This window comes from Bradyrhizobium sp., from assembly GCF_035935975.1.
Lineage (GTDB): Bacteria > Pseudomonadota > Alphaproteobacteria > Rhizobiales > Xanthobacteraceae > Bradyrhizobium.
The window spans coordinates 130,449-155,398 of the sequence record NZ_DASYWN010000053.1 but is presented as its reverse complement, the minus strand read 5'-3'; the positions used below and the strand labels follow the sequence as shown (position 1 = coordinate 155,398).

The 24,950-nt window shown below is 62.4% G+C and carries 21 protein-coding genes, 1 tRNA gene and 1 rRNA gene; 13 read left to right on the top strand and 10 right to left on the bottom strand.

What is annotated here, in order from left to right; translation table 11 throughout:
• Window positions 1-79: ribosomal RNA gene (locus VGR99_RS33560) — 16S ribosomal RNA — on the bottom strand; the annotation flags it as partial.
• Between the two features lie 949 nt (window positions 80-1,028).
• Between VGR99_RS33560 and VGR99_RS33555 the strand changes: the two genes are divergently transcribed.
• On the top strand, window positions 1,029-1,499 hold the full coding sequence (locus VGR99_RS33555) for a hypothetical protein (protein WP_326904232.1): 471 nt from the start codon (window positions 1,029-1,031) through the stop codon (window positions 1,497-1,499).
• 506 nt (window positions 1,500-2,005) lie between these two features.
• On the opposite strand, the gene VGR99_RS33550 is transcribed toward VGR99_RS33555, so the two are convergent.
• Window positions 2,006-2,848: a hypothetical protein gene (locus tag VGR99_RS33550; RefSeq protein ID WP_326904231.1), complete on the bottom strand. Its 843-nt coding sequence runs from the start codon at window positions 2,846-2,848 to the stop codon at window positions 2,006-2,008.
• 324 nt (window positions 2,849-3,172) lie between these two features.
• Between VGR99_RS33550 and VGR99_RS33545 the strand changes: the two genes are divergently transcribed.
• Entirely contained in the window at window positions 3,173-3,841 is a 669-nt protein-coding gene (locus VGR99_RS33545) for a CBS domain-containing protein (RefSeq protein WP_326904230.1), read from the top strand.
• Window positions 3,842-4,044: 203 nt separating this feature from the next.
• On the opposite strand, the gene VGR99_RS33540 is transcribed toward VGR99_RS33545, so the two are convergent.
• From VGR99_RS33540 to VGR99_RS33525, 4 genes are all read right to left on the bottom strand, one after another.
• The gene (locus VGR99_RS33540; protein WP_326904229.1) at window positions 4,045-4,716 is read right to left on the bottom strand and encodes a 3'-5' exonuclease; all 672 of its coding nucleotides are present in this window, start codon (window positions 4,714-4,716) and stop codon (window positions 4,045-4,047) included.
• 1 nt (window position 4,717) lies between these two features.
• A complete protein-coding gene (locus tag VGR99_RS33535; RefSeq protein ID WP_326904228.1) occupies window positions 4,718-6,520 on the bottom strand; it encodes a putative nucleotidyltransferase substrate binding domain-containing protein in 1,803 nt (600 codons plus the stop codon).
• Between the two features lie 115 nt (window positions 6,521-6,635).
• Window positions 6,636-8,327 (bottom strand): cation acetate symporter, encoded by a 1,692-nt coding sequence (locus tag VGR99_RS33530; protein WP_326904227.1) that lies wholly within the window; start codon window positions 8,325-8,327, stop codon window positions 6,636-6,638.
• On the bottom strand, window positions 8,324-8,635 hold the full coding sequence (locus VGR99_RS33525) for a DUF485 domain-containing protein (protein ID WP_349256790.1): 312 nt from the start codon (window positions 8,633-8,635) through the stop codon (window positions 8,324-8,326). The genes VGR99_RS33530 and VGR99_RS33525 overlap by 4 nt, the downstream gene beginning before the upstream one ends.
• Before the next feature lie 490 nt (window positions 8,636-9,125).
• Between VGR99_RS33525 and VGR99_RS33520 the strand changes: the two genes are divergently transcribed.
• The 3 genes from VGR99_RS33520 (at window position 9,126) to VGR99_RS33510 (ending at window position 10,838) form a co-directional block, all read left to right on the top strand.
• The gene (locus tag VGR99_RS33520; protein WP_326904226.1) at window positions 9,126-9,527 is read left to right on the top strand and encodes an EF-hand domain-containing protein; all 402 of its coding nucleotides are present in this window, start codon (window positions 9,126-9,128) and stop codon (window positions 9,525-9,527) included.
• Window positions 9,528-10,172: 645 nt separating this feature from the next.
• Window positions 10,173-10,457, top strand: coding sequence for a hypothetical protein (locus tag VGR99_RS33515; protein WP_326904225.1), 285 nt, complete (start codon window positions 10,173-10,175; stop codon window positions 10,455-10,457).
• A 108-nt stretch (window positions 10,458-10,565) separates the two neighbouring features.
• A complete protein-coding gene (locus VGR99_RS33510) occupies window positions 10,566-10,838 on the top strand; it encodes a hypothetical protein (RefSeq protein WP_326904224.1) in 273 nt (90 codons plus the stop codon).
• A 445-nt stretch (window positions 10,839-11,283) separates the two neighbouring features.
• Here the strand turns inward: VGR99_RS33510 and corA are convergent, their stop codons facing one another.
• The gene (gene corA / locus VGR99_RS33505) at window positions 11,284-12,303 is read right to left on the bottom strand and encodes a magnesium/cobalt transporter CorA (RefSeq protein ID WP_326904237.1); all 1,020 of its coding nucleotides are present in this window, start codon (window positions 12,301-12,303) and stop codon (window positions 11,284-11,286) included.
• Window positions 12,304-12,696: 393 nt separating this feature from the next.
• On the opposite strand from corA, the gene VGR99_RS33500 reads away from it, so the two are divergent.
• Window positions 12,697-13,548 carry a DUF4118 domain-containing protein gene (locus tag VGR99_RS33500; RefSeq protein ID WP_326904223.1) on the top strand — a complete coding sequence of 284 codons (852 nt, stop codon included), beginning with the start codon at window positions 12,697-12,699 and terminating at the stop codon, window positions 13,546-13,548.
• A 144-nt stretch (window positions 13,549-13,692) separates the two neighbouring features.
• Here VGR99_RS33500 and VGR99_RS33495 read toward each other — a convergent pair whose 3' ends face one another.
• Window positions 13,693-14,046 (bottom strand): DUF6538 domain-containing protein, encoded by a 354-nt coding sequence (locus tag VGR99_RS33495; protein ID WP_326904222.1) that lies wholly within the window; start codon window positions 14,044-14,046, stop codon window positions 13,693-13,695.
• A 99-nt stretch (window positions 14,047-14,145) separates the two neighbouring features.
• Window positions 14,146-14,220 (bottom strand) — tRNA-Gln (locus VGR99_RS33490).
• A gap of 245 nt (window positions 14,221-14,465) precedes the next feature.
• Here VGR99_RS33490 and VGR99_RS33485 point away from each other — a divergent pair.
• Window positions 14,466-16,244: an acyl-CoA dehydrogenase gene (locus tag VGR99_RS33485; protein ID WP_326904221.1), complete on the top strand. Its 1,779-nt coding sequence runs from the start codon at window positions 14,466-14,468 to the stop codon at window positions 16,242-16,244.
• Between the two features lie 137 nt (window positions 16,245-16,381).
• On the opposite strand, the gene VGR99_RS33480 is transcribed toward VGR99_RS33485, so the two are convergent.
• Entirely contained in the window at window positions 16,382-17,650 is a 1,269-nt protein-coding gene (locus VGR99_RS33480) for an MFS transporter (RefSeq protein WP_326904220.1), read from the bottom strand.
• A gap of 301 nt (window positions 17,651-17,951) precedes the next feature.
• Between VGR99_RS33480 and VGR99_RS33475 the strand changes: the two genes are divergently transcribed.
• From VGR99_RS33475 to VGR99_RS33450, 6 genes are all read left to right on the top strand, one after another.
• Window positions 17,952-18,710: an enoyl-CoA hydratase-related protein gene (locus tag VGR99_RS33475; RefSeq protein ID WP_326904219.1), complete on the top strand. Its 759-nt coding sequence runs from the start codon at window positions 17,952-17,954 to the stop codon at window positions 18,708-18,710.
• 91 nt (window positions 18,711-18,801) lie between these two features.
• On the top strand, window positions 18,802-20,457 hold the full coding sequence (locus tag VGR99_RS33470; protein WP_326904218.1) for a bifunctional metallophosphatase/5'-nucleotidase: 1,656 nt from the start codon (window positions 18,802-18,804) through the stop codon (window positions 20,455-20,457).
• A gap of 133 nt (window positions 20,458-20,590) precedes the next feature.
• The gene (locus tag VGR99_RS33465; protein ID WP_326904217.1) at window positions 20,591-21,520 is read left to right on the top strand and encodes a histone deacetylase family protein; all 930 of its coding nucleotides are present in this window, start codon (window positions 20,591-20,593) and stop codon (window positions 21,518-21,520) included.
• Window positions 21,521-21,592: 72 nt separating this feature from the next.
• Window positions 21,593-21,844: an exodeoxyribonuclease VII small subunit gene (locus VGR99_RS33460; RefSeq protein WP_326904216.1), complete on the top strand. Its 252-nt coding sequence runs from the start codon at window positions 21,593-21,595 to the stop codon at window positions 21,842-21,844.
• Between the two features lie 574 nt (window positions 21,845-22,418).
• Window positions 22,419-24,347: a 1-deoxy-D-xylulose-5-phosphate synthase gene (dxs, locus tag VGR99_RS33455; protein WP_326904215.1), complete on the top strand. Its 1,929-nt coding sequence runs from the start codon at window positions 22,419-22,421 to the stop codon at window positions 24,345-24,347.
• Window positions 24,348-24,383: 36 nt separating this feature from the next.
• Window positions 24,384-24,938 (top strand): nucleoside 2-deoxyribosyltransferase, encoded by a 555-nt coding sequence (locus tag VGR99_RS33450; RefSeq protein WP_326904214.1) that lies wholly within the window; start codon window positions 24,384-24,386, stop codon window positions 24,936-24,938.
• Window positions 24,939-24,950 lie beyond the last annotated feature (12 nt).

The window sequence follows — 24,950 nt, the reverse complement described above, 5'->3', positions numbered from 1 at the left end:
ATTGCTACGCCCGCTCGACTTGCATGTGTTAAGCCTGCCGCCAGCGTTCGCTCTGAGCCAGGATCAAACTCTCAAGTTGGACTTGAACTTTGAACCGGCTGATCACAACGTTTGACGAGGTCCCACCATTATCGACAAAAGCCGATGTGCTGCCTGCGATTCACATCGCGGGCAACGATGGTGTTTCCTTTGAAACGTGTACCGCCGAAGTCTTTCGTCCGGTCTCGATCCAAAAAGCCGAAGCTTTCCAGAACCGAGACCCGCAAGGACTCCGCCGTCCACGTTTCTCTTTCTTCATCTTCACTTGTCAAACAGCCCGGGACCGTGGAGGCCCCAACCTTCCCAGGAGGAAGGGTTCCGACACCCTTACCGACGTCGAATGACTCCAACCGATTGTGTCGGCTGTTGTGTCACTCAACAAGGTGAGGAGCATCAATGGCGCGTCCGCTCGCCTTGGTCAGTGACCCGGCGGCGCCGCGCTCAGTGATCGGTGACATAGACGCTCGCTCATGTGACTTCAAGCGAAATCTCAAAAAGTTTTCCACACCGCCCATTCTCTCGTGTCCGCGTAGCAGAACAGCCTGCTCGTCCTGGTCAGCCAGACGCTCATCGACCTTTCCACCCGCGCACTCAGATAGTCAGAACTGCAGTCGCCCCCTTCTCTCTCTGATCGAAGAGGAACAGGCGCAGTTTGCCTGCATCGATGGCAGGATGATCTTGCACGGCGTCGATATCTGTTGTGGCGTTCGGCGAGCGCCTGGCCGCGATCTACGCTGCTCAATCGGTGCAGGACCTCAACGGATCACGAGCAGATCACCTGCCATGACCTGAACCAAGTCCAGTTTACACCCGGACACGACCTCCCCCCTGGAAGCCGACAGGGGCAGCAGCGGTCTCGGTACGCCTGCGAGCATCGCCGACATTAACCCTGTCTGCAAATGATCCGGGCGCAGGCCGGTAGCGGCCGACAAGTTGCCTCATTGGAGGGGAGAATTCCCGGCGGCACTAACTGAGGTTAGAGGCGCATCATGCTGAGAATGATGTTGTTGGGGCTGCTTATCCCGCTGTGTGTGGGAGTGCTGTCGGCGATGGAGCTCAGAGCTCCACCGCGCAGCACAGTCGAGACCGTCCAGCCCCTTGCCGCGCCAAACGAAGGCATTTCCGAGTCGCATGGCGTGTTGGCAAAGGCCGATCGCCTTGAAGTTGCCGCCGTGAGCAGCGAGAGGCCAGTACAAGTTGCTTCGATCGACGAACGCATTGCGCCACCGGAAGACATCCGTATGGATTCTTCGGGGCCTCCGAGGCCGGTCGCTCCTCAGCGGCATTCGCCGAAGAAAGTCACCACCGCTGCACACCCCAAATCAAAGGCAAAGGCAGCCGTCGTGAAGCGAACGACGATCGTCCAACCCTCAAAGGCCGCCAGCGATACCGAGCCATGCCGGCTCAAGGCGTTTGGCGGCTTGCTCAAGGCTTTGAATTCAACCGGCTGCGAAATCTGAGGGCCTACGCGTGGCCCCCTGAGGCGCGGAAGCGCAAGTCAGGGACAGGCCGGATGTTCGAAGCTGCCACGGGTTCAGTGATGCAGCTCTGCAGTTGCAGTTTCACCTTCGAGCAGAGATGAGTTCGCTGTCAGCCGCTCTGCGGATCCTTAGCTGGCGCCGGAAACAGAAAGGATGCAACCAATGCAGCCCCGGCGGCGACGAACCATACCGAGGATGTGTCGACGAAAGCGACTTGGACGTTGAGCGCGAAGAGGCCGAGTTGACCGAGGGCCAAGGCCGCGCTCTCCGTGCATCGAACGAGAGAGAGCTACGCCGGTTATGCAAAGCGCATTGAGGCGCGCATGTTGTCCGCGCCGCGCGCACCTGCTTGCGAACGAAGCGGCGACATCCGTTCGGAATGGAGAGCTGAATAGCGTTCAGAATGAGAGCAGGGAGAGGACGGGATAGCTGAGCGAAATCAACTGGCTGGGGCGGGAGGGTACTCAGCCAGATTGTCGCCGCCCTCAGGCACCTGAAATCACGCTAGAAATCGGAGCGACACGGGAGGCGGGTAGCAGCTCTGTGCCGCACCCGGCAAGCCATGAGCACGGGGCCAGATGGCTACTTTGGCGGCGCCACGGCCAGGCTAGGTCGGCGGCCGGGGGCGCGACAACGGCAAGCGGTACGGCGACGCCGGCAGCCTCGTAACGGCGGGGACAACTGGCTGCATGGCCGCCCCCCGTCTCCACGTCCTTCACGTTCACGGGGCGGTCCTCTGCCGGCGCGATGGTGTCGGCCTCCATGATGGCCGGCTGGACATCCGGCGACGTGGCCGGCCGCCGATCGGCTTCGGCCGTCGGACCGGCTTCATCCTCCGGATGGCCGTCGGAGCGGCCCAGATCAGGTCCCTTGACGCGACCGGGGAAGATCTCGCGCAGGTGCCGCAAGGCGTCCGGGGTGACGCGACCGCTCCATCCAGCAGCGCGCCCGTTCCAACGGACGCCCGCATTTTCAAGCATCACGCGGTTGACGGCCGAGGTGTTGCGCGTCAGCCGGACAATCACCGGCACGAGCTCCTCTTGAGGATCGTCGGAGCTGTTAGCATCGGTCCCGCCGGGATCGAGGACCGGACGATCCACGCAAGCGCTCTGCGCGAGCAGTTCGAGACCAGCGACTATGCTCGCGGCCGGCAGCTGTGCCAAATTGAAACGTGTTGCCGTGTCCACAATCAGCTGCAGTACATCTGCTTGGCGGCGCTCCTCCAACTGCGCAATCCTGGCGTCGAGAAGCGCGCGCTCCTCGCGCAACCGCGCCAGCACGACCTCGGACGTTTCAAGCTCTTTCATAATACGGGTCCGACGCTTCATGGGACCTCCTTCCCGCAAGGTGTGCAGCGAGCCGAAGCTCGAGCCTTCGCGCATCGACCTGCGAGGGCGCCCCCTCGCCTCCAGAACCCGAAACGTACAGTCGGTGATGTTCGCGCGTCATTCCGGTGAGTGCGCATAATCCATCGCTGCAGTTTGCGCCGATAAGGTTCGGGAGCCAAGGTTTGGCCCCGAGTGTCCGCTTTGCGTCAGAAGCTGCTCTTTCCGCTAATTCGCTGTTTGACCCCGACCGGACATGCTCCCTCCGGGGGCTGCAATAAGTCGGGGCGCGTGGTAGACTTTCTGCCCCGAACAAGGGAGGCAGGCATGCAAGCGCAGGACGTGATGGTTCGGGGGGTTATCTCGGTTGGCCCTGATATCCCCGTTCAAATCGCGGCAAATGCGATGGTCAGTAACTGCGTCAGCGCGCTCCCGGTCATCGATATCCGCGCAAAGCTGGTCGGCATCGTTTCGGAAGGCGATCTGATCCGGCGCGTCGAGATCGGCACCGAACGGCGCCGTTCCAGGGGGGACGAAACACTCATGTCAAGCGACGCGCTGGCGAAGGAGTTCGTCAAGTCGCACGCCAAACGAGTAAGCGATGTGATGACGCGTGAGGTGATAACGGCGCAGCCGGAAACACCGTTGTGGGAAATCGCGAACCTGATGGAGAAGCACAGCATCAAGCGGGTGCCGATCGTTCAGGACGAACTGGTGGTCGGTATCGTCAGCCGTGCGAACCTGTTGCAAATCTTGGCCCGCGCCAACGACAATAAGGCTTGGGTTGAAAGCGACCGCGTGCTGTATCAACGCTTCGTCGACAGCATCAAGGATCAGCCGTGGGCGGGCAGACCCTTCAACATCATCATCAATGACCGCTGCGCCGATCTCTGGGGATTTGTCTTCAGCGTGGATGAGAAGACCGCTGTTCGCGTTGCGGCCGAGGCAACGCCGGGGATCGAATCGGTATCGGATCATTTGGGCATCGCGCCCTAGTTATCCCGGCGCCCAAAGTGGTCAGACCTTAATTGAAATTGATTATCTAAGCTGGTCCCAATGCAGCAGCCAAACCGGACTGAGAGATGGTCGGTTGCGCTGCAATTTGCGGCCACCTCGGTCGCCGACGGACTTCTTCAACGAAATCGACCATGACCAGACATGCCGTCCCGCTCCACTGCGATCGCTTTGCTGGGCCTCGCTCACGCCCCAGTCGGATTGAAAACGGGGCTGGTGCGCTGCCGTGCGATCCGCACGCCCCGCTCGGTCAGGTCGCGCAACTGCAAGAACATCATCGCCGTCATCAGCGCGTCGTCGAAAGCATCGTGCTGTCTAAGGAGAGGAATGCAGAGGTCCCTGAGCATCGCGGCGAACGAGAGGTCGATCGACGTATTGGGAGGGGCATCACCGTATTTGCGTTCGTAATAGAGGCGCGAAACTTCGATGCGCTCGTTAGGCAGCTCGATTCCGACCAGCGGAAGAATGTACTTATCCAGCATGGCGATGTCGAAATCGACATAGTAGCCGATCAGCGGACGCGTCCCGATGAAATGCAGAAAACTCGGCAGAACCTTCCAGACGATTGGCGCCGCCTCGACATCGGACCGGCGCAAACCGTGGATCTTGATCGCCTCCGCCTCCATCTCTCTGTCGGGATGAACTACGGCTTCGAAGTGCTCGCTGGTCAGGATTCGATTGCCGCGGATCTTGATTGCGGCAATAGTGACAATGTCGTCCTTCCGTACATTGAGGCCGGTCGTCTCGCAATCGATGACGACGAACTCATCGTCTGGAGCTCGACCGAACATGAAGCGGTACGACTGGTTGCCCAGGGTCGCCTGGTGGAACAGCCGCTTGATCGCACGTGGCAGCATTCTAGAACATGCCGAGCTTGAAGTGATGGCGGACGATTTCGCGAAATTTCTTCACCACCTGGAGCGCGTCGCGCAGCAGGTGACGCTCCATACTGGACAGATGCGCAGGTCTCACCAGTGTACCCGACGCCCCGGCCCACGCGGCCAGCTGCCCGTCGAGCCGGAGCATCAGCAGGAATCGGAAGGCCTGCGTCAAGTCGCGTCCAAAGTCGGGTCGCAGCACACCCAGGTCACATAGACGGGAGATTCGCTTGTCGGTTGAGGTCTCGCGCAGGCCCTGCCCGAGCGCCAGGCTGCGAACGCCGTGCACGATGGGAAAGATTCCACCCTTCTTGAGATCGAGCGCGTCTCCCGTGCCCTCGGACGTGATCAGGTTGTTGAAGAGGCCGATCGGCGTCTCGAAGGCGTCAACTGCGCGGGCGAAGTGGGCCAGGAACGCCTGCTCACCTCGGATCATGTCGATCAATGCCGTCTTGGCGCTATCAAGCAGTTGCTCGTTGCCCGCGATCGCTTTCGCATCATAGATGATTGCCACATTCATATGGGCGGTCTCGTCGGGAAGCACGATCCAGCGACGCAAATCCGCAAGATAGTCGGAGAGCGGCTTGGACCATACCGGATTGCGCACCATGACGTCGCCGGGACAGGGTGGAAAACCGAAGCTCTCCAGCGCGCCCGAGAACTCGTTCCGGAACAACTCCAGCGTCGCACTTTCGGCGGGCCCCTCGAGGATAAGACCGTTGTCCTGGTCGGTGCGCATGGTCTGCTCGCCGCGCCCCTCGCTGCCCATGACGATCAGGCAACCACTGGTCCGCAGCTCGGCGGGCGCGACCATTTCGAACAGCCTGGAGAGAAGGCGGCGGTTAAGGTCCGAGACGATCTCCGCAATCACCTCCACCTTGACACCTTGCCTCCGCAGCGCCCGCGTTTGCGCCTCGATCTCGCGCGCAGCAATCGCCAGATCCTGCACACTGGAGCCGCGATCGATGCGGCCGGCGACGACCTGAGCGCTGCCTGCCAGGAATCCGAGAAGGTCGATGTCCTCGAGAATGCCCACGAACCGCTCGCCATCGTGCACTGCGAGACGCCGCTTGTTGTATTTCGTCATAAGCAGAAGGGCCGAGGAGACGAAATCGTCGGGTCTGACCGACACGATGTCGAAATTGGCAAACTCACCGACCGGCGTCTGGATCGGCTGACGCCGCAACACCACCGCCTTTGACAGGTTCATGCCTGTAATGATGCCGATCCGCTCGCCATCGCGAACGAATAGCGCGTTGCTGTCGATCTCATGCATCAGGTGACCGGCGGCTTCAACCGTGTCTCTCGCCGCCACGAACGATGGAGGATGCCAAAATAGCTCACTGACCTTGGCGTGCATCAGCGAGCCGTAACGCTTCGCCTCCTCGTCATTGGCAAGCTCATCCAGCTTCTGGGAGATTTCGCGGTAGAAAAATGCCGCAAATCGCGGATTGGCCTTGATCAAATTGAGGGCGACCGTCTTGGGGATGATATAGCAAAGCGTTTCATCGCGGGCGAGAAATTCGTGCCCGTTGTGGTCGTGAACGAGTGCCCGGCTGTCGAAGGTGTCCGTGGGACCGAGCAGCGCGAGCAAGTCGGCCTCGCTCCGCTCCTCGACTGTTCCCTTGATGACGACATAGAGCGCATCCGCCGGACCGTCCCTACCGATGATCACTTCCCCCGGACGGAAGTATCCGATGTCGAGCGCGGCCCGCAGTTTTTCGGCCTCGTGCGGCGTCAGACGATCGAACGGAGGGTTAGTAATATCGAATGCCTTGGGCATTTCAGTCTTCCGAAGATGCGGACAATCCGAGTATCTGACGATTGACCATCGAAAGATGGCACCGGCCGGTCCAGTGACCCAGCCGGTGCCGAAGCGCCGTCCCGCATGCCTCGTTTCAGTGCGTCGTGGCGGCGGCAGCCCCGATGCCAGTCTGGGAGCGGACGTATTGTGCATCAAAGCCCTCGCGGTCGAGAGCGGCACGCCTGCTGCGATCCAGGATGGAGAACAGCCAGATGCCCGCAAACGCGAGCGCCATCGAGAACAAGGCCGGATTGTCCAACTTGACGGGCGCCGATCCCTTGGCGAAGCCCAGCGTGACTTCCCAGACCGCCGGCGAGAGAATGACCCCAACGACCGCGCTGACGAGCCCCAGGAAGCCGCCGATCAGCGCCCCCCGCGTCGTCAGGCCTCTCCAGAAGATCGACATCACCAGCACGGGGAAATTGCAGGACGCCGCGATGGCGAAGGCGAGGCCCACCATGAATGCGACATTCTGGTTCTCGAACACGATGCCGAGGAATATCGCCAGAAGGCCGAGAACCAGTGTCGCGATCTTCGAGACACGGATCTCGTCCTGCTCATTGGCATTGCCGCCCTTGATCACCATGCCGTAGAGGTCATGGCTGATGGACGACGCCCCGGCCAGGGCCAATCCCGACACAACGGCCAGGATCGTGGCGAAGGCGACGGCCGAGATAAAGCCCAGAAACAGGTTGCCGCCGACCGCGTTCGCGAGATGGATGGCGGCCATGTTGGAGCCGCCCTTGATCGCTGCGATGCCGCTCTTGGTCTTTTCCAGAATGCTGCCGTCCAGGAACATCGCGTCGGTCGAAACCAGCGTGATCGCGCCAAAGCCGATGATGAAGGTCAGGATGTAGAAATATCCGATAAAGCCCGTGGCATAGAACACCGACTTGCGGGCCGCCTGAGCGTCTTTCACCGTGAAGAAGCGCATCAGGATGTGCGGCAGGCCCGCCGTCCCGAACATCAGCGCGAGGCCAAGCGAGATCGCCGACAGCGGGTTCGAAATAAGGCTGCCCGGCTCCATGATCGCGAGCTTCTTGGGGTGCACCTCGGTCGCCTTGGCGAACAGTGCTTCCGGGCTGAACCCGAACTTGTAGAGGACGGCTCCGGCCATGAACGTTGCACCCGAGAGCAGCAACACGGCCTTGATGATCTGCACCCAAGTTGTCGCCTTCATTCCCCCGAAGGTGACGTAGATCATCATCAGGCCGCCGACCAGGACGACCGCGATCCAGTAATCGAGACCGAACAGCAGCTGGATCAGCTTGCCAGCCCCGACCATCTGGGCAATCAGGTAGAATGCAACGGTCACCAGCGAGCCGCACGCCGCCAGGATACGGATGTCGGTTTGCCCGAGCCGAAACGACGTGACGTCGGCAAATGTGAACTTGCCGAGATTGCGCAGCTGCTCGGCGATCAGAAACGTGACGATCGGCCAGCCCACGAGCCAGCCGACCGAATAGATCAAGCCATCATAGCCGGAGGTGTAGACAAGGCCAGAGATGCCGAGGAATGAAGCTGCCGACATGTAGTCGCCGGCAATCGCAAGACCATTCTGGAACCCGGTGATTCCGCCGCCGGCTGAGTAGAAATCTGCGGCCGACGCAGTCCGTTTTGCGGCCCAATAGGTGATGACGAGCGTGAGCGCGACGAACCCGACGAACATGCCGATCGCCGACCAGTTGGTCGCCTGCTTGGAGCCGCCATCGATGGTGCCTGCGGCAAGCGCGAGCGTGGGTATGCTTGCGAAAAGGATTACCGCTAGCCAGGAGAACTTCTTCATGAGCGGTTCTCCTCGACAATCTTGCGGATGAGTACGTCGTAGCTGGAATTCGCCTGGCGCACGTAGATGCCCGTCAGCACGAAGGCGAGCACGATGACGGACAATCCGATTGGAATTCCGATCGTTGTCACGCCGCTACCCAGCGGAGTACCCAGAAACTTGGGAGCGTAGGCTACCAGCAGGATGAAGCCGAAATAGACGACAAGCATGATCAGCGACAGCATCCAGCCCAGCGACGAACGGCGACGCACGAGCTCCTGGTAGTTCGGATCGTGTTCAATCCTTGCAAGGTTGCTCACATCAGTCATCCCTGGATTCTTCCCGTTGAAGCGCCCCCTTGCCTGGCGGGCTTGCCTTCACTTTAAGCGTTGGCTCACCGAACTCCATGATTCAGATCAAATTCGGATGATTCATGAGATCCTCGCGTCAAGGGCCGCCGGGATGAATGCAATGCCTTGTCGGCGCTGCCGGCGAGCGGATAGCGTGCTTGGTATTGACTTCCTGCCCGGTACAGAGCGCCGGAGTGCGACGTCCGCTTTGCGGCCAGAAGCCGCCCTGCCCGCCAAGTCGCCGAATGATTCGAAGTTGGCGTATCCCGATCTAGACGGCTTGGATATCCGGCATCGCCTGCCGGTCTCGGAAAGGATGAGCGGCGCGTCGAGAAGAAGGCCCCGAGATAGGCGAGCCCAGTCCAGAGCCATTGCTTAAGCCGTAAGCCGCAGCTGCCTTCCTTGGCAAAAAAAGGATAGGATCAATATTGCTCGGGCGGGGCTTATGACACTTCTGAGGAGGTTTCAAATGTACAGTCGCATCTTGGGACTCACGACATCCGTTCTCATTCTGGCGTACTGCACTGTGGATGCCTTTGCACAGAGCCAAATGACGCCCCAACCAGATCAGCAACAAATGCTATCGCATCCCATGGGCCAGGAAGGCGCGGGCACGATGGGGCAAGGAAGCATGAGGGGCGGCGGCATGATGGGACAAATGATGGGGCGCGGCATGACGGGTGGAGGCACCATGGGACCACCTTTTATGATGCGTATGATGTTCGCTCTGATGGACGCCGACGGCGATGGGAGCATCTCACTGCAGGAGTTTCAGGCGGCTCACGAACGAATTTTCAAGGCGATGGACGGCAATAAAGACGGCAAGCTTACGCTGGAGGAGATGCAAGCGTTCATCCACGGGACGAGGTGATCGATTTCCGCGTAAGTCCGACGAACAGGCGGAACAGGTAGCTCCTGTACGCTGCTCGCCGGGACGAATAGCCCGAACTGGCTCATGACAAGCGAGTGTTCGCCGGCTTACGAAAGCTTAGCACGCCCGAGTTATCACTAAGCGGCCCACCTTGCATGTCGCCTGCTGGCCCCAATGCGAAGTCTTGATCGGATCTGAAATCGTCTGCCTATATGGGAAGACCGGAAATGACTGCCGGCCTTCAGAATGGCGCTTCTGAGACCCAACTGAGACATTGGCGCGGGGCTTCGGTCCCGCGTTTTGTACTCACGACCACGGCGGCTCTTCGCTCCCCCCGGCCGCCTCATGGTGGATCGCGGCGCCCGCCGAACGCAATCCGGTCAGCAATGGAGGCGCCCCATGCACGGGGACCTTTGCCCGCGCTCCGAGGGGTCTTCGAGGCTCGACATGGCCGACGACGCGGCGCTGCAGCTTCATCGCGCCAGTGGTCATCGCGCATTCGAAGCCCGCCGGTGCGAGGCCCGCAGATGCTCCGGAATAATGAGGTCGAGACTTTGGCCGAGCGCCTCCCTCAAAGTAACCAAACAATATCGCAGAGCGTCCAAACACCTAGAATGGCCTGAGTCCGAATTTTCGGAGACGCCCATGATCATCGCGGCCTACGCTATCGCCGGCATCCTGATGGCCGCCGGCAGCTTCTATCTCGCATGGCAGAGCATCGATTTCCGGAAATTCCTCGCCGGCGCCTTCTTCGTCTCGTCCGGAATCCTGGCCTATCTCTCCGCGGCCGACGTCTCGGTGCCGCTTCTCGGCACCGGCTTGGTCGAAACGCCGTCGATCAGCGCGGCGCGGGCCGTCGTTCACTTCGCGCTCTTCCTGCTCTGCCTTTATTCGGGCTTCTTCAGAGGCGGCCGCGTTCGCCCCCGCTGAGGCGTTACGTCGCCTTGGCGCCGGGCCGCTTACGCGACGGCCAGCGGCGCTCCCGCACCAACGAGCAGTTCGTCAGGATCCGAGGCGTGGGTCAAGAATCGCAACCAGGTGTTCGCGCCAGGCGGCGCCCTCGTCGAGTCCGCCAGCTTCTACCAGCCCGGCATGACCGCCGGCATCGGCGCCGAATGGATGTTCGCGCCAAACTGGTCTGTCTTCGCCGAATATAACTACATGTGGTTCCTCGATGACAGCGCACGGGCCTTCACCCTGGCGGGCGGCGGCGCCGGCGAGGTCCTCAACGTTCAGCAGCGCGCTCAGACCGTGCTGGTGGGCGTGAACTACAAGCTCCATTGGGACGCCCCTGTCGTCGCCAAATACTGAAGTAAGTACCGACGCCTCTGCAAACCTCCAACAACTTGAGCCCCGGTTCGTCCGGGGCTCCCTTTTTCAGTAAGCCGAGATCCCAACCAGCTGTCCGATCTGTGCAAACCATCAGAGGATGGAGAAGCTTCGTGGGTCTACGTCTTTGGATCCTCATCCTGGCAATGGCTGCCTTTGCGCATGTCATTCTTCATCTCATGGACCTCCAGATTGACGCAGGCATCGATCGATTGTCGGAGACGGCCGATCTCCACAGCGCGGCCGCGACGGCGTCCGACCTGAGATCGGTGACCGCGCGAAGCCCTACATGCGCAACGAGCGATGAAGATGGCTAAGCACTCCAACGGAGTCGCCCAAAGTCTTTCAACATGCGAAACAGATGCCGAATCAATGGATGTCTTTTGAAGGAGCGGGCTTCCCTTGAAGAGTGGCCTCCTCGAAATGGCTAGAGCCAGCCATTGCGCCTGAAACGGAGGAAGAGAATGGCACAGACGCCGAGGATGCCTGTGAGAACCATGTAGTAGCCGTATTCCCATTTCAGCTCTGGCATGTGTTCAAAATTCATTCCGTAAATGCCCGCAACCGCCGTTGGCACCGCCAGGATCGCCGCCCATGCCGCCAAGCGGCGGGCGATATCGGTTTGCTGCGCTTGTCCTGCCATCATCGTCGCCTCGAACACGAAGGCGAGGATCTCGCGCAATGAATCGATGTCTTCTTCGGCGCGCCTGGCATGATCGAGCACGTCGCGGAACAGCGGCTTCATATCGTCGTCCATCGCGATCAGGTCGACGTGATCGAGCCGCTTGCAGACATCGATGAGCGGACCGACGGCGCGGCGCAAACGCAGGAGATCGCGGCGCAGCCGGTAAACGTGGTCGAAGTCCCGATGAGCCAGCGACTTCTTAAGCACGTCCTCCTCGAGCCTCTCCACCTCGATCTGAATGGAGTCAATGACTGGCCGATAATTATCGACGCTGAAGTCGAGGATGGCGTACAAAATATAGTCCTCGCCCTGGGAAAGCGAGGTCGGGCAGGACTCGCAGCGGGCGCGGACCGCCTTGTAAGAGGTCGAAGCGCCATGCCGCACGGAGACCACGTAGCCTTTGCCGACGAACAGATGAGTCTCGCCGAAGGCAATGTGGCCCTCCGCCATCTGCGCCGTGCGCGCCACGACGAACAGGGCATCGCCATATTGCTCGACCTTTGGCTGCTGATGAGCGTTTGAGGCGTCCTCGATCGCCAACGGATGCAGGTGGAGCTGGACCGCGACCCGCTGGAGCACCTCCATGCTGGGCTCATGCAGGCCGATCCAGACCACGTGCCCTTTTTTCTTCGACCATGTTTCGGCTTCATCGATTTCGATGTCGGTCACACGGTGTCCGCCGGCATAGACGCTGGCTGCCACGACACCCGGCTCGTTGGTCGGTGAAGATGGCGCCTGGAATCCGCTCTCAGCTCTCCGCAGGTTCGTTTGTCGCGGCACCGTTACTACTTGTAGTCCATCAACTGCGACGCCGATGCCCTAGTTCCCGATCGAGCGAAGACCTCACGGATTGAGTGCCTTTATGCTTTTCCTATATCGGGAGGGTCACGCCGCCTCAGATGGCATTTCCGCAATTCGCCAAGCGAGAAAATCGGCTCTGCACCTGGCGACTGATGGCCCCGCCGGCAGTCGCAAATGCTTCGTGAGAACGCACTGACTCTCTGCCACAAGAGCGGTGGAAACGATCTGAATTTCCGATCTGGTCTCCGCCGATGTTGATGTATACTGGTTGGCCTCCGGCGGCTGGCCGCTCCGGTGGATTGCTCTTGCTCCGGCGAGTTGTCGCAACCGCATCGACTTGGCAGGAGTCAAACCGTGGCAGATGAATTCGACCAGCCATTGACCGGCGAAGCCAAGTCGAAAGTCGACCAGACGCTTGACTCTGCGGTCTCTGAATCACCGGCAGTGGTCGGCTATCTTGCTTCAGTGATGATGACGGCGGTCGCCACCATCCTCGCCGTCGGCGTCGATCGAGAGGTGAGCATCCCGAACCTTTCACTCGTATTCGTGGTGCCGGTCATCACCGCAGCAGTCGTCTTCGGCTTGGGTCCATCACTCTGTTCCGCGGTGTTAGGTGCCCTCTCCTATAACTTCTTCCTGACCGAGCCCCGCTACTCACTGGCCGTTGACGACCCGGCAAACATTTGGGCCATCGGGCTGCTCTTTGTTATCGGCCTCATCGTCAGCGGCGTTGCCTTCACGTCTCGGCGCAGGGCCGTCGAGGCGTCACTCCTGGAGCGACGTGTGACCGTACTTCAAGGCTACAGCCGTGATATTATCGCGGCCGATGATACAAAGGCGATAGTCGCGATCACGTCTCGGGCGCTGTTCGCGCTCTTCAAAGCTCCTGTCGCAATCATATTCGTGGAGGGCAATGTCGCATCCCCCGCGGCAGTCAGCGACCTTGAGCTTCAGGACGCCGACCTGGAGGCGGCGTTGTCAGCGTCGACGAGCGGACTAGTGGCACGCGCTGGAATTTATCCATATCTGGCGTCGCGCTTCGACTTTTGGCCTGTAACAACGAGGGCAGGCCAATCTGCGGTCATTGGGGTCGCGTTCGATCCTGACGATCGCCCTTCGAACCCGGGCGCACCGGTGGACATTGTCGTGAGCATCTTAGCGCTCGCGCTGGATCGTCAAAATCTTCGAGGCAAGCACGACGCATAGATTGTCAATCGACAAGTTTACTGAGAGCATTCGCATGGCCGCTTCGCCCAAGCGCCTCCTGCAGACAGTCAGATTGAGCGGCGCGCCGATCACGTAACTTGTTGTCCTACCAGTCATGAGCCACCGCGCGGGCCTTCGACACCCTCAATAGGCATTAACCACCTGCTTCTCGCCCATTCGATCACGCTCGAGATCGAAATCGGACGAGCTCTTGGCGGCATACGCGAGCCGGTCGAGCTTCACGAGCTGCCTGTCGACGACGCGGCGAAGCATTGCCTCAATTTGAGACTTTGACAGGTGCGGGTCGAAGCTATCGGCGAGCATCGCGGCGTCTTCCAGGATCACGTCAAGCTGAGCGGCCAGCCGACGCGCCGCCGTTCGGCTGGTGGTCTTCAGGCTCAGAAAAAGATGCGGACGTTCCACAAGATTGGCAAGCGAGCGCGGCACTCGGCGCCGCCAGTAATACACGGCGCTCCGGCGAAAGATGTCGACAGCCATTGCGAACACCACCCTGTGCAGCAGTGATGTGTCGCAGAGCTGTGCAGCAGCTCCCAGCCAGGCCGGTTTCGCGAGCAATTTCAGGCTGGGCGCGAGATCTGGCTGGGGCGGGAGGGATCGAACCTCCGAATGGCGGAATCAAAATCCGCTGCCTTACCGCTTGGCTACGCCCCAACAGACGACTGACGGAACGGGACCGGCTCCCGCAGATTCCCCTCGGTCGCAGCCGGTCTATAGGGAGCGGCGCGGCATTTCAACCGCCTGGAGGGGCAAAATACCACCGGCCTCGGGGCGGACGCGCGATACTCTATTATAGTCATTATAGTCCCGGCACGGCCCCTTCCCGGGGCACTCCCGCCCATTGAGACCTCCGCCGTTTCATGGGAATACGGCGCCAATGATGTCCACGGGAGTGAGCCATGACCTACCGCGCGCCGATTTCTGACATGCTGCTGTCGCTCAACCATGGCGCCGGCCTGAAGGCTGCCGTGGAAGCCGGCCATTACGGCGATTTCGACGCCGACATTGCCGCGGCCGTGCTGGAGGAGGCCGGCAAGTTCGCGACCGACGTGCTGGCGCCGCTCAACAAGGTCGGCGACGAGCACGGCATCAAGCTCGACGCCGGCAAGGTCACGACCGCGCCGGGCTGGCCGGATGCCTACAAGCGCTGGACCGAGGGCGGCTGGAACGCGGTGTCGGGACCGGAAGGATTCGGCGGCCAGGGCCTGCCGATCGCGATCAACGCCGCCTGCACCGAGATCTGGAGCGCCGCCAACGTCGCCTTCGGCCTCTGCCCGCTGCTGACGGCCTCGGCGATCGAGGCGCTGGACGCGCATGGCAGCGACGAGCTGAAGACAATCTATCTCGAAAAGCTCGTCTCCGGCGAATGGACCGGCACGATGCAGCTCACCGAGCCGCAGGCCGGCTCCGACGTCGGCGCGCTGCGCACCCGCGCCGAGAAGCAGGCCGACGGCACCTATCGCATCAAGGGGACGAAGATCTTCATCACCTATGGCGAGCACGACATGACCGACAACATCGTGCATTTCGTGCTGGCGCGCCTGCCCGATGCGCCCGCCGGTACCAAGGGAATCTCGCTGTTCCTCGTGCCGAAGTTCATGGTCAACGCCGACGGCTCGCTCGGTGCGCGCAACGACATCTTCGCCAGCGGCGTCGAGCACAAGCTCGGCATGCATGCTTCGCCGACCTGCACCATGACCATGGGCGATCATGGCGGCGCGATCGGCTTTTTGATCGGCGAAGAGAACCAGGGCATGCGCTGCATGTTCACGATGATGAACCAGGCCCGCCTCGGCGTCGGCCTCGAGGGCGTCGGCGTTGCCGACCGCGCCTATCAGCAGGCGCTGGCCTATGCGCAAGAGCGGAAGCAGGGCCGTGCCATCGGCAAGAAGGGCGACGGCTCGGATGCGATCTTCGTGCATCCCGACGTCAAGCGCATGCTGATGCGGATGCGGGCGCAGACCGCCGCCGCACGCACCATCTGCTATGCGACCGCTGTCGCGATCGACGTCTCGACGCGCGCCAAGGACCCGAAGGTGCGCGCCGATGCGGCCGCACGCGCCGCGCTGCTGACGCCGATGGCAAAAGGCTATTCCACCGATATCGGCAACGAGGTCGCCTATCTCGGCGTGCAGGTGCATGGCGGCATGGGCTTCATCGAGGAGACCGGCGCTGCGCAGCATTATCGCGACGCCCGCATCACCGCGATCTATGAGGGCACCAACGGCATCCAGGCGATCGACCTCGTCACGCGGAAACTCGCGGCCAATGGCGGCGCCTCGGTGTGGGCGCTGATCGACGAACTCGCAGCTACCGTCAAGCAGGTCGAGGCGTCCAACGATCCCGCCTTCGGTACAACGGGCACAAAACTGCGCGAGGCGCTGGAGGCACTGACGCGCACCAGCAAATGGCTGCTGGAGCGCGTGACCTCCGCGCCGAACGAGGCGCTCGCCGGCGCGACGCCGTATCTGCAGCAGTTCGGCGCGACCCTCGGCGGCTGCATGCTGGCCTCCGAAGCGCTCGCGGCAAAGGCCGACGGCAATACGGACGCATCGCGCTACGTCTCGCTCGCGCGCTTCTTCGCCGAGAACATCAGCGTGCAGGCCGGTGCGTTGGAGCGTACGGTGACGGAGAGTGCGGCGTCGGTCGCCGCCGCGGATGCGGTGTTGCTGGGGTAAGTTGAGGTCTCGTAGCCCTGATGGAACCAACGGGTCGGCGCGAGGCGCCGCCCGATGACAGGCTCCGCGCAATCCGGGGCGGTTGTCGCTTGTGGCACGAATCCCGGATTACGCTTCGCGCAATCCGGGCTACGGGCCTAACCCACTCTACGATCTCGCTCGGGTGACAGATCCCGCGAAACCTCGACGCGCTTCCCCGGCCGCCACAGCACGATGCCCGCCGCAACGACATCCAGCATGACGCACATCGCGAACGCCGTCGTGTAATTGCCGGTGAAACTGCGCACGAGGCCGACGATGCCCGGGCCGAAGGCGCTGACGACCCCGCTGATCGACGTGCCCAATCCCATCGCGGCGGCGAAGGCCGTCGAGCCGATCTCGCGCTGGATGATCAAGGGCGGGAACGTGATCATGTTGCCGATCGAGAAGCCGTAGACGGCGCAGCAGATCAGCAGCACCGTCGGGCTCTCGCTCTGCAAGAGCACGAACAGCGCCGCCGCCTGGCTCGTCATCGACGCCGCGCAGGCGAGCCGAGGGTCGAGCCGGTCCACGAACAGGCCGAGCGACAGGCGCCCGACCACCGCCATGGCCGCCATGATGGTGACCGCAAGGCCTGCGGCATAGCGTCCGATCAATGGCTCGAGGAACGTCACCTGGTGGATGATGAATCCCATCTGCGCCAGCAGCGCGATCGCGATCGGCAGCACCATGGTCCAGAACGCCGCGTTGGCGAGCAGCGCCCTTCGGGAATGGGGCGGCTTAGCCGTGCCGGCGCCGGACGGACGATCGCCGGACGCCTGCGACACTTTTGCCGGCCAGTCGATGAAGATGACGACCACGGGCAACACCAGCAGCACCATCGCTATCGTGGCCACCAGCATGGCGGACCGGAAACCGATGCTGCCCGTCAGCGACAGCAACAGCGGAACGAGGATGATGCCGCCGCAGGTCGCGCCGTTGAAGGCGAGGCTGAGCGCGAGGCCGCGGCGCCGTTCGAACCACGCGTTCAGCACGGTCGCGATCACCACCGTGCCCATACCGGTCCAGCCGACCGACATCAGCGCATAGGCGAGATAGAGCTGCCAGGGCGTCTGCATCACCGCCAGCAGCACCGTCGAGGCGCCGAGTGCCGTCAGGCCGCACAGGATCAGCGATCGCAGCCCGATCCGGGCGAGCAGATCGTCGGTGAAGATGACGAGGACGGCGGTCAGGAGAAACGAGAAGGTGCTGGCCGCGGAGACCAGCGTACCCGGCCAGCCATGGGCGCGCTGCAACTCGGCGAGGTAAACACCCTGGCCGTAGAGGCCGAACCCGAACATGAAGAAGGCCATCAGGAAGCAGGCCAGCACGACGCGCCAGCCGCGATAACGCAGCGAGGATTCGTCAACGCCCGTTGCGGCTATCATCAATCGAACAATCGGCCAAATGGAACGGCATGGGGCAATCGTGCCCCACAACCATTGGTTTTTCAAATTAAACATTGTAGCCATTTGTTGCAATGCGCAACTGCATGTGCGAAGCGATACAACCAGTGTGATCCCGCGCAGCGCAGTTCCCGATCGGAAAACGGCGGCGCCACGCGGGTGGCTCACGGGGACGTTTTCGAAAAGGTCGAGCGGGCGGATTGGCACGCCTGCAAGATCATGTAGGCTGATGCGTGCGAGACTCGCCAAAGTCAGGCGTCGCGGCGACCGCAGGGGGTCTTTAATGCCGAATGGCAATATCATCGTCACCGAAGAGCGTGGAACGCGCGTCATCACCCTGCGCCGCCCCGGCAAGAAGAACGCGATCACGCAGGACATGTACCGGGAGATGAGCCGCGCGATCGACACTGCCCAGAACAACCCCGACATCCGCTGCATGATCATCACCGGCGGCTCCGGCGTGTTCACCGCCGGCGACGACATCGACGATTTCCTCCAGGCCGACACCGCGCGCCCTGAGACACTGTCGAACGGCGCCAAGTTTCTCTATTCGCTCGCCCTCAACACCAAGCCGATCATCGCCGCCGTCGACGGCGCGTCGATCGGCATTGGCACCGTGATGCTGTTCCATTGCGACTACGTGCTGGCTTCGAACGCGGCGACCTTTTCCGCGCCCTATATCCATCTCGGACTCGTGCCGGTCGGCGCCGCCAGCCTCCTGATGCCGAACACGATGGGTTACCAGCGCGCCTTTGCGATGCTGATCATGGGACGGACCTTCACCGCCGCGGAGGCGCATGCGGCCGGCTTCGTCAACACCGTGGTCTCGCCGGGACATACCGAGGTCGAAGCGCGCAAGGTGGCGCGCGAGATCTGCCGGCTGCCGGCCGAAGCGGTCGCGACCTCGCGCAAGCTGCTGCGCACCCCGCCGGAAGAGCTCACCCGCCGCATCGACCAGGAGGCCCATCTGTTCAGCGAGCGGTTGAAGTCCGACGATGCGATTGCCGCGTTCAACGCGTTCGCGAACCGGAAGAAGAAGTAGCCCGTCATTCCGGGGCGCGACGAAGTCGCGAGCCCGGAATGACAGCAAGAACTTTCGTGAAATCTTCGCGCGGAACGACTAGTCTGGTTCCATGCGATACCGATCCATCCTTGCCGCACTCGCGCTCGCCTTCACCCTGCCCGCCTCGGCCCAGACCGCCGCGCCGGTCGAGCTGCGCATCCTCGCCATCAACGACTTCCACGGCAATCTGCGGCCGCCGCCGGGCGGAATTCGCATCAACGACCCCGAGGACAAGACCAAGAAGGTGATAGTCGCGGCCGGCGGGGCCGAGTACATGGCGACGCTGGTCAAGCAGCTGCGCGAAGGCCACAAGAACACGATCTTCGTGGCCGCCGGCGATTTGATCGGCGCGAGCCCGTTCCTGTCGGCGATGTTTCACGACGAGCCCTCGGTCGAGTCGCTCTCGATGATGGGACTTGCGATCACCTCGGTCGGCAATCACGAGTTCGACGAAGGCAAGACCGAGCTCTTGCGGATGCAGAACGGCGGCTGCCATCCGGTCGACGGCTGCCAGGGGCCGCATCCCTTCACCGGCGCCAAATTCCACTATCTCGCGGCCTCTACCGTGGAGATCGCGACCGGCAAGAGCGTGTTGCCGCCTTACGAGATCCGCGAGTTCGAGGGCATTCCCGTCGCCTTCATCGGACTGACCTTGAAGGAGACCGCCGGCATCGTTTCGCCCGCCGGAATTGCCGGGCTCGAATTCCGCGACGAGGCCGAGACGGTGAATGCGCTGGTGCCGCAATTGAAGGCGCGCGGCGTCGAGGCGATCGTGGTGCTGATCCACCAGGGCGGCGAGCCCTCCGGCGACTACAATGAATGCCCTGCCATCACCGGGCCGATCGTCGACATCGTCAAGAAATTCGATCGCGCCGTCGACGTCGTCGTCAGCGGCCACACCCATCGCGCCTACATCTGTCAGATCGACGGGCGGCTGGTCACCAGCGGCGACAAATACGGCACGCTGGTCACGGCGATCGATCTCAAGCTCGACCCTGTGACCCGCGACATCGTCGACGCCAAGGCTGACAACGTCATCGTCGCCAATGCCTCGCTGGCGAAGGATCCCGAGCAGACCGCGCTGATCGATGCCTACGACAAGCTGTCCGCGCCGATCGCCAACCGGCCCGCCGGATCGGTGACGCAGACGCTGTCGCGCATTCCGAACGAGGCCGGCGAAAGTCCTCTCGGCGACGTGATCGCGGATGCGCAGCTCTTTGCCACCAAGGACACCAAGGATGGTAGCGCCGTCATCGCGCTCACCAATCCCGGCGGCATCCGCACCGACATCGTGCCGAAGGAGAACGGCGCGGTGTCCTTTGGCGAGTTGTTCGCAAGCCAGCCGTTCCGCAACCGCCTCGTCACGATGACGCTGACGGGCAACCAGCTCAAGGACATGCTGGAGCAGCAATGGCTCGATCCGAAGCGGCCGCGAATTCTGCAAGTGTCGAACGGGTTCAGCTACAGCTGGGACGCGTCAAAGCCGTTCGGCGAGCGCATCGCGCTCGACAAGATGACGCTCAACGGCAGGCCGATCGAGCCCGGAAGCGGCTACCGCGTCACCGTCAACGACTACCTCGCGGTCGGCGGCGACGGCTTTACCGTCGCCAAGCAGGGGACATCGCCGCAATATGGCGGCTACGACGCGGACGCGCTGTTCGCATTCTTCCGGGCGCACGGGCCGATCGGCCCGTTGCCGCCAACCCGCATCCTGCGCGTGAATTGATCCGGATCAAACGGGCCGCATCGGGACAGGCCTTTGCCATTCCATGTGGAACGCATAGATTGGGTTTTGCATTGCGTTTTCGCGCCGGATGCGCCAACGACGTCAAGAGCCCGAATTCAGTGAGGCCGACCTGATGAGCACGCTTCTCCTCTCCCACAAGGCCTGCCTCGACCACGTCACGCCGCCGGGACATCCTGAAAGGCCGGATCGCCTGCGCGCGGTGGAGGAGGCGCTGTCGCATGAGCGTTTCCAGTACCTCGTTCGTGACCAGGCGCCGGAGGGCGATCTCGATCTCGTGACGCTGTGCCACAACGAGCATTACGTCACCGAGCTGCGCCACATCGCGCCGACCAGCGGCCAAGTCTATATCGACGGCGACACCTCGATGTCCCCCGGCACGTGGGAAGCGGTGATGCGCGGCGTCGGTGGCGCGGTCGCGGCAACCGAAGCGGTGATGAACGGCGAACACCGCAACGCCTTCGTCGCGGTGCGCCCGCCCGGCCATCACGCCGAGATCGGCAAGCCGATGGGCTTCTGCTTCTTCGACAATGTCGCGATCGCCGCGCGTCACGCGCAGCGCAAATACGGCATCAAGCGCGCCGCGATCGTCGATTTCGACGTGCATCACGGCAACGGCACGCAGGACATCTTCTGGTCGGACCCGACCGTGATGTACTGCTCGACACATCAGATGCCACTGTTCCCGGGCACCGGCGCCAAGGGCGAGCGCGGCGATCACGACACCATCGTCAACGCGCCGCTCGCCTCCGAGGACGGCGGCCCCGAATTCCGCTCCGCGTTCGAGAACCTCATCCTGCCGCAGCTCGAGAAATTCAGCCCCGAGCTGCTCATCATCTCCGCGGGCTTCGATGCGCATTACCGCGATCCGCTGGCCTCGCTGAATCTGCGCGCGGAGGACTACACCTGGGTCACGCGCAAGCTGATGGATCTCGCCGACAAGTCCGCCGGGGGCCGCGTTGTTTCCGTGCTCGAAGGCGGCTATGACCTGCAAGGATTGAAAGAATCTGTTACGGCGCATGTCGGCGCCCTGATGGGCGCTTGACCCACCTGCCACATTAAGCCCGCAAAACGCTGCTGTTTAGATCAGAAGCTAATCGGGCAATCGGAAACGGATATGGCCGAAAATACTCAAGTCGACGTCTCCCGGCTCACCTTCGAGCGCGCGATCGAGGAACTCGAAACGATCGTGAAGCGGCTCGAGGACGGCAAGGTGCCGCTCGAGGAATCCGTGACGATCTACGAGCGCGGCGAGGCGCTGAAGCGCCGCTGCGAGGAGCTGTTGCGCCAGTCCGAAGCGCGTGTGGACAAGATCACCACCGATGCCAGCGGTCAGGCCACCGGAACCGCGCCGCTCGACGTCCAGTAAGGGCCCCGCCTCGGGCATCGCCCGCCTGCATTTTTTCATGATTGCACGCCTCTGATTCCCGCTCACGGGACAGGCCGGACGACATAAAGTTGGGGGGAACTCGGCGCGAGGCCACTTCGCCCTCCCGAATCCGTCCAAAAAGCCCTCGCTCGCGGCCAAAATCCTGCCGAGGAACCGGGCAAGACTGGAACCCTTAACCCGGCGCCACGGTTAACCACTCTGGCCCGCGGGTTGCACTGGTATGCCTGTAATCGGCCCAGCGGGTTGGCTTTGGCCCAAGCTTTGGTGTAAAGCTGCGCGGAGTGTGGCTTTTTGTAAGCCTTGCGTGGGCACCGATTACCAACGACAAGCGCTTCAAACTGCTAATGAAATTGGCTGGGACGGACGAAGCCGATCGAAGTGACAGGGATCACAGAGACTGAACCGGAGCGCACTTAAGCTCACCTAAGCTTGAAGACGGGGCCCTGCCCCATGCAGGTGGCTCCGACGGTTTTAGGACTCGCGCTGCGCCGATATTGTGCAAACCCATCGCGCACCGGAACGATCTTCCGGCGCTGACAAATTGGAAATCGCCGTGAACGCATACAGTAAGACGCCGCTTCTCGACACCATCCGGACGCCGGAAGACCTGCGCAAGCTCAAGATCGAGCAGGTTCGCCAGGTCGCCGACGAGCTGCGGCAGGAGACCATCGATGCCGTCTCGGTGACCGGTGGTCACTTCGGCGCGGGTCTCGGCGTGGTCGAGCTCACCACCGCGATCCATTACGTCTTCGACACGCCGCGCGACCGGCTGATCTGGGACGTCGGCCATCAGGCTTATCCGCACAAGATCCTCACTGGACGCCGCGACCGCATCCGCACGCTGCGCACCGGCGGCGGCCTGTCCGGCTTCACCAAGCGCAGCGAGAGCGATTACGATCCGTTCGGCGCCGCGCATTCCTCGACCTCGATCTCGGCCGGTCTCGGCATGGCCGTCGCGCGCGACCTCTCCGGCGGCAAGAACAACGTTATCGCAGTCATCGGTGACGGTGCGATGTCGGCGGGCATGGCCTATGAAGCCATGAACAACGCCGGCGCCATGAACTCGCGCCTGATCGTGATCCTCAACGACAACGACATGTCGATCGCACCGCCGGTCGGCGCCATGAGCGCCTATCTGTCGCGGCTGTACTCGGGCAAGACCTATCGCACGCTGCGCGATGCGGCCAAGCAGATCAACAAGCGCCTGCCCAAGATCATTGCCAACCGCGCCAACCGCGTCGAGGAATATTCCCGCGGCTTCATGATGGACGGCGGCACGCTGTTCGAAGAACTCGGCTTCTATTACGTCGGCCCGATCGACGGCCATAATCTCGACCACCTTCTGCCCGTGCTGAAGAACGTGCGCGACATGGAGGAGGGCCCGATCCTGGTCCACGTCGTCACGCAAAAGGGCAAGGGCTACGGCCCGGCGGAAGCGTCCGCCGACAAGTATCACGCCGTCGTCAAGTTCGACGTCGCCACCGGCACGCAGGCGAAAGCCAAGCCGAATGCGCCGGCCTACCAGAACGTGTTCGGCGCGAGCCTCGTCAAGGAAGCGCAGAAGGACGACAAGATCGTCGCCATCACCGCGGCGATGCCGTCGGGCACCGGCGTCGACATCTTCAACAAGGCGTTCCCGGACCGCACCTTCGACGTCGGCATCGCCGAGCAGCACGCGGTGACCTTCGCCGCCGGTCTTGCCAGCGAAGGCTACAAGCCGTTCTGCGCGATCTACTCGACCTTCCTGCAGCGCGGCTACGACCAGATCGTGCATGACGTCGCGATTCAGAACCTGCCCGTCCGCTTCGCCATCGACCGCGCCGGCCTCGTCGGCGCCGACGGCGCGACCCATGCCGGCTCGTTCGACAACGCCTATCTCGGCTGTCTGCCCAACATGGTGATCATGGCGGCGGCGGACGAAGCCGAGCTCGTGCATATGGTGGCGACCCAGGTCGCGATCGACGATCGTCCGAGCTCGCTGCGCTATCCGCGCGGCGAAGGCCGCGGCATCGAGATGCCCGACGTCGGCGTTCCGCTCGAGGTCGGCAAGGGCCGCATGATCCGCCAGGGCAACAAGATCGCCCTGCTCTCCTTCGGCACCCGTCTCGCCGAATGCGAGAAGGCCGCCGACGAGCTCGCCGCCCACGGCCTCTCCACCTCGATCGCCGACGCGCGCTTCATGAAGCCGCTCGACACCGAGCTGGTGCTCAAGCTCGCCCGCGACCACGACGTCCTCATCACGGTCGAGGAAGGCTCGATCGGCGGCTTCGGCTCGCATGTCGCGCAGTTCCTGACCGATCAGGGCGTGCTCGACACCGGCATGGTCAAGTTCCGCTCGATGGTGCTGCCCGACGTGTTCCAGGACCACGACACGCCGGCTGCGATGTACGCCCGCGCCGGCCTCGACGCCAAGGGCATCGTCGCCAAGGTGTTCGAAGCGCTCGGCAAGGACGTCAAGGCCGAGACGGTCAAGCTCGCCTAAGGGCGAGCTTCGACCTTCCGAAGCAGCGCGACTTCCATGAAAATCTATCTGGCAGGCCCCGACGTGTTCCTGCCGGATGCGGTTGAGATCGGCCGAAGGAAGGTCGCGATCTGCGCCGCGCACGGCCTCACCGGCCTCTATCCCCTCGACAACGCCATCGATCTCGCCGCGCCCGACGCCTCGCGGCAGATTTTCTGCGGCAACGAGGCGATGATGGACGGGGCCGATGCCATCATCGCGAATTTGACGCCGTTTCGCGGTGCCGGTGCCGATCCCGGCACCGTCTACGAGCTCGGCTACATGGCCGGCCGCCGCAAGGTCTGCCTCGGCTATTGCAACGATCCCTCAACCTACGCCGACCGCGTCACGCGCTTCACGACCGTCGCGTCCGAGGACGGGCGGCTGGTCGACGCGCAGGGGCTGACGGTCGAGGATTTCGGCCTCGTCGACAACCTCATGATGATCCATGCGCTGGAGCTGCACGGCTGCCCGCTGGTGACGCCGGCTACGATGCCGGTCGACGTCTGGCACGATCTGGCCGCGTTCGAGACTTGCGTCCGGATGGCAGCCGCGCGATTGATCGCTACATAAGCTTTTCAGTCG

Coding starts and splice junctions, on each gene's coding strand:
- VGR99_RS33555 (WP_326904232.1), top strand. CDS start 1,029: ATGCTGAGAATGATGTTGTTGGGGCTGCTTATCCCGCTGTGTGTGGGA.
- VGR99_RS33550 (WP_326904231.1), bottom strand. CDS start 2,848: ATGAAGCGTCGGACCCGTATTATGAAAGAGCTTGAAACGTCCGAGGTC.
- VGR99_RS33545 (WP_326904230.1), top strand. CDS start 3,173: ATGCAAGCGCAGGACGTGATGGTTCGGGGGGTTATCTCGGTTGGCCCT.
- VGR99_RS33540 (WP_326904229.1), bottom strand. CDS start 4,716: ATGCTGCCACGTGCGATCAAGCGGCTGTTCCACCAGGCGACCCTGGGC.
- VGR99_RS33535 (WP_326904228.1), bottom strand. CDS start 6,520: ATGCCCAAGGCATTCGATATTACTAACCCTCCGTTCGATCGTCTGACG.
- VGR99_RS33530 (WP_326904227.1), bottom strand. CDS start 8,327: ATGAAGAAGTTCTCCTGGCTAGCGGTAATCCTTTTCGCAAGCATACCC.
- VGR99_RS33525 (WP_349256790.1), bottom strand. CDS start 8,635: ATGACTGATGTGAGCAACCTTGCAAGGATTGAACACGATCCGAACTAC.
- VGR99_RS33520 (WP_326904226.1), top strand. CDS start 9,126: ATGTACAGTCGCATCTTGGGACTCACGACATCCGTTCTCATTCTGGCG.
- VGR99_RS33515 (WP_326904225.1), top strand. CDS start 10,173: ATGATCATCGCGGCCTACGCTATCGCCGGCATCCTGATGGCCGCCGGC.
- VGR99_RS33495 (WP_326904222.1), bottom strand. CDS start 14,046: ATGGCTGTCGACATCTTTCGCCGGAGCGCCGTGTATTACTGGCGGCGC.
- VGR99_RS33485 (WP_326904221.1), top strand. CDS start 14,466: ATGACCTACCGCGCGCCGATTTCTGACATGCTGCTGTCGCTCAACCAT.
- VGR99_RS33480 (WP_326904220.1), bottom strand. CDS start 17,650: ATGATAGCCGCAACGGGCGTTGACGAATCCTCGCTGCGTTATCGCGGC.
- VGR99_RS33475 (WP_326904219.1), top strand. CDS start 17,952: ATGCCGAATGGCAATATCATCGTCACCGAAGAGCGTGGAACGCGCGTC.
- VGR99_RS33470 (WP_326904218.1), top strand. CDS start 18,802: ATGCGATACCGATCCATCCTTGCCGCACTCGCGCTCGCCTTCACCCTG.
- VGR99_RS33465 (WP_326904217.1), top strand. CDS start 20,591: ATGAGCACGCTTCTCCTCTCCCACAAGGCCTGCCTCGACCACGTCACG.
- VGR99_RS33460 (WP_326904216.1), top strand. CDS start 21,593: ATGGCCGAAAATACTCAAGTCGACGTCTCCCGGCTCACCTTCGAGCGC.
- VGR99_RS33450 (WP_326904214.1), top strand. CDS start 24,384: ATGAAAATCTATCTGGCAGGCCCCGACGTGTTCCTGCCGGATGCGGTT.